The 3537-nt window shown below is 48.3% G+C and carries 4 protein-coding genes and 2 pseudogenes; all 6 read right to left on the bottom strand.

Features of this window, described 5'->3' with window-relative positions; translation table 11 throughout:
• Nucleotides 1-127: 127 nt before the first annotated feature.
• A pseudogene (locus tag ACMV5H_RS25145) lies at nucleotides 128-645 on the bottom strand (transposase); the annotation flags it as partial.
• Between the two features lie 571 nt (nucleotides 646-1216).
• Nucleotides 1217-1914 (bottom strand): IS1 family transposase gene (locus ACMV5H_RS25140; protein ID WP_414822757.1). Its coding sequence is split into 2 segments (ribosomal slippage): nucleotides 1217-1653 and nucleotides 1653-1914, totalling 699 coding nucleotides; the frame shifts between segments, so codons are not numbered across the junction.
• Nucleotides 1915-1966: 52 nt separating this feature from the next.
• Nucleotides 1967-2166, bottom strand: a pseudogene (locus ACMV5H_RS25135) (IS6 family transposase); the annotation flags it as partial.
• Nucleotides 2167-2255: 89 nt separating this feature from the next.
• Nucleotides 2256-2738 (bottom strand): GNAT family N-acetyltransferase, encoded by a 483-nt coding sequence (locus ACMV5H_RS25130; RefSeq protein WP_115160244.1) that lies wholly within the window; start codon nucleotides 2736-2738, stop codon nucleotides 2256-2258.
• Nucleotides 2729-3013, bottom strand: coding sequence for a DUF1778 domain-containing protein (locus ACMV5H_RS25125; RefSeq protein ID WP_074032254.1), 285 nt, complete (start codon nucleotides 3011-3013; stop codon nucleotides 2729-2731). The genes ACMV5H_RS25130 and ACMV5H_RS25125 overlap by 10 nt, the downstream gene beginning before the upstream one ends.
• Before the next feature lie 324 nt (nucleotides 3014-3337).
• Nucleotides 3338-3537 (bottom strand): hypothetical protein (locus ACMV5H_RS25120; RefSeq protein ID WP_414822758.1); only part of this gene is annotated, 200 nt, incomplete at its 5' end.

Genomic DNA, 3537 nt, shown 5'->3' with positions numbered 1-3537 from the left:
CTGTTCCAGCAGCATTCGGACAGCCCGCTCACGCAGCTCTGGTGGGTAACGGTTTGCTCGTTTGGATGTCATTTCGGGTCTCCTTTCACTGAGAGTTTAGTCTCCCGAAAACCCGGTACGGTTCAGTGCGCTGCAGGAAGGAGGTCAGTCGTCCTCGTGGTCGTTCTCCCAAAGCGCATTTAACTTTTTTCGCAGCACCAATATCGCTGCGGTTTCTGCGAGAGCCTTTTCTTTTTGCCGAAGTTCACGTTTTAACTGTTTGATTTCTTTTTGGTCTGCCTGCCGCTGCCGTTTGGCTTCAAGCTCCTGTTCACGAGAACTCATAAAGCCTCTGAGCGCATCCGCTTTCCAGGCTTTCACTTGTTCAACATACAAGCCTTTGGCGCGGCAATACTCGCTCAATTCGGCTTCATTCAAACTGGCAGTTTCAAGTACAGTGGCGAACTTAGCCTCTGCTGACCATTGGTCAGGTGTTGATTTATTTCCTGGCACAGGGCGACCTTGTTGTTTGGCTTTATGCCGCCAATTATACAAGGTTTGCAGTCCAATCCCTTCATTGCGGGAAACTTCTGCCACGGTCATATTTAATGGTGGCAATAACTTGCTTAATATCTCTTGCTTACGTTCTTCGCTGTAACTCGGCACATTCAAGCCTTAACCCCCAACTGATTAAATTTTAGAGGGTGACAACTATCCTGCCAGAGGGGGGATCCGCGCGGATCCTTTTATTTTTCCGATTTTTGGAGTTATACCATAACTCGGAATGCATTAAAGCGTTAATCGCCCTGTTTGTGAGACGGATCGGGCGGGGTAAAATACAGCATATAGTGGCTCTAGCAGCTGATAGAACCCCTACATGTGGTGTCTGGCGGGGCGGGGTGGCGGGTTGCCGAAATGGCAGAGAACGGAAACACCGATCCCGCTGCCGGGAAAAGCGGCTCGCCCCGGTGCCCCTCACGCGTCGAGCCAGACTTTATGTGCTGGCGAAACTACTGCCAGCACCGAGAACCCGTTCACCAGGAGGTGTTTGTCATTTTTATTAAGTGTCATGGCGTAAGGAGTTACTTTTTAGAAAACTTTCAGTGAAACTTAAAATCATGCGCGCGTCATCTTGCGTTTATAAATTACTTTCATGCGCAGCATCATTTCCTTCATACCGTATTACATGGAGAATATGGTGATTAATACCATCATGAAAAAGGGTCGTGACGCAGATTTATTGATAGTGATGAATAGTAAAATACCAACCGATGATCTTATCGTGCATTTCCTCTGACTTCGAAAAGCAAATTGTTCTGCGGGTCAGTCGTTTGATATGTGTGCGAAGATTAAGATTATGCCGTTCTATCCTTTGGGTATATTTCTTGCTCATCACGTGGCTGGTTGCGCTCAACAGGACCTTATAAACCGGCCAAGCATCCGTCATGTAAAAGGCAATATTAAATTTGCTTAACAGGGCCAGCAATCGTTGCAGAGTCGAGGCATTTCTCGGGCCGAAGACGTGAGCCAGAGCCCGTTTGCGGATACGGTCATAAGCGTAGAACAACCACCGGGGATTGGCTTTACACCGCACGTAAGACCACTGTTCATCGGCTTCACAGCAGATAACGGCTTCTGCTTCGGTGTCGAGATTCTCAGCTACCTGTTTTGGCGAAATTTTTTTAAGTGCCGCAGAACAGTATTGAGGCTGATGCCGAGAACCCGTGCGGTAGCGCGACATCCAGAACCATTCATCGCCATATTAACAATGGTTTGGTGTGTGTCTGGTTTGGCACCGGAATAGCTAAAGTTGAGCTGAAAGGTCTTTGAGCAGAGCTTGCAGATGTAATGCTGGGCACCGGATGCTGAATGTCCGTTACATCGTACACCCTGGGTTTCATTGCACTGAGGGCAGACAACATCAACTTTTGCCATGAATTTTATCCAAAGTGCGGAGCATACGCGATCAGCAAGTCTGCGTCACGACCCGAAATCCCTTATCCAGTAACGGTACCAGACGGATAACCCAGCGATGGAGCGTGGAATGGTCAACGACAGTACCGCGCTCAGCCATCATTTCCTCCAGATTAGGAGGCTCAGGGAGTAAGCCAGATACCAGCGAACATATTGCGCGATAATATCGACAGTGTAATGTAAACGTTTATAGGCTTTTCGGATCAGAGGGATCAGCAGGTAACATCGCTAAAAGAACAGTACGTCACCTGACGCCGCCTTAATGCGACAGAACCGCTCCAAGGCTACTCTTGATGACACAATCAAATCTTGTAGAAGAGCGTGTTTTGTGCGATGGGAGACTGTACGAAGCCAAAGTATTCATAAAAGGCTCTAGCTTGATCATCGATGGCATGAACCATGATGGCTTTAATTCCCACTTGGTCAGCCAAATTAGAAACACGCCTCACGGCATCGTTAAGAAGCCATTTGCCAAAGTGATGGCCCTGTGTACAGATATCGACAGCCAAACGCCCCAACAGAATTATGGGAACAGGATCAGGCATGTTCTGGCGAAGGCTGCGGCCCACATCAGCATGGCTAACCGAACCGGTGGCAAGGGAATAATACCCCACCACACGTTGGGTATCCTCCAGACAGATAACGAAAGTTCGGCAGGCATTCTGGCGTTGGTTTTTCATGGCTCGACGGCACAACCAATCATTCATTACCTCGTTCCCGCAGTCGAACGGCTGGAGAATATGCGCTTCTGTCAGCAGTGCCGGCGCGGTAATGATTATTTCCATTCAGGCTTCACCGCCATTAAGCGTTTGCGCCCCTCTACGTTTTCTACAGGCGCTTCAAGTTGTTCAATGAATGCCTGATAACGCGCATCGTCCAGGACGAATACTCGCTGATCCAGGATGATGTTCTGTGCCTCATGAACAGCTCTCTCAATAATGAAGTCTGTTCGGTTCTTGTTGACCAAACTTGCCGCATAGTCGATCACTGCACGTTCCTCTTCGGTCGCTCGGACATTAATTTGCTTATCTCGCGTGGGTTTACGAACTGCACTCTGCATGACAGCCTCCTATAGGTAACAATTTGCTATACATCCATTATAGCTTTAAAGGTAACAAATTGCTATACGTAGGGCACCCTAATAGCAATACAATCTGGTTCAAATCAATGGATCCCGAGATCATTTCCGCCTTTTACAGAGACCGGAAAGCCCGATCTCGTTGTTGCAGCTAACATAAGCCACGTTTCTGGTCAGACAGAACCCCCTCCGAAAAGTCGGATATCGGAAACGCCGTTATCCCAGGGATGAAAAGGGGCTCTGGTGGTTCATAACCGGACGAACGATAAAAAAACGCCAGCGTCAGGACATTCTGAACGACAGGTGCTAATAAAACATTAACGCTTTCAAAAGAAGGGTGAATGCAGAACGTTTGCGTGGGGAAAAGCATGTATAGCGAAGTGAGGTGTACTGGCAATAGCGGACACTGTCATTTGTTCTTTTATTAAGCAGCCATGCAATAATAGTTCTTCTCGAAGTCTGCCGGTGAGAGATTACCCAACCGGGAATGACGACGCTGCCGGTTG

It is taken from the genome of Serratia sp. N21D137 (assembly GCF_047530005.1).
GTDB classification, from domain to species: Bacteria; Pseudomonadota; Gammaproteobacteria; order Enterobacterales; family Enterobacteriaceae; genus Chania; species Chania fonticola_B.
Note: the sequence above shows the minus strand (reverse complement) of the source record. Positions and strands in the feature narration are given on the sequence as shown.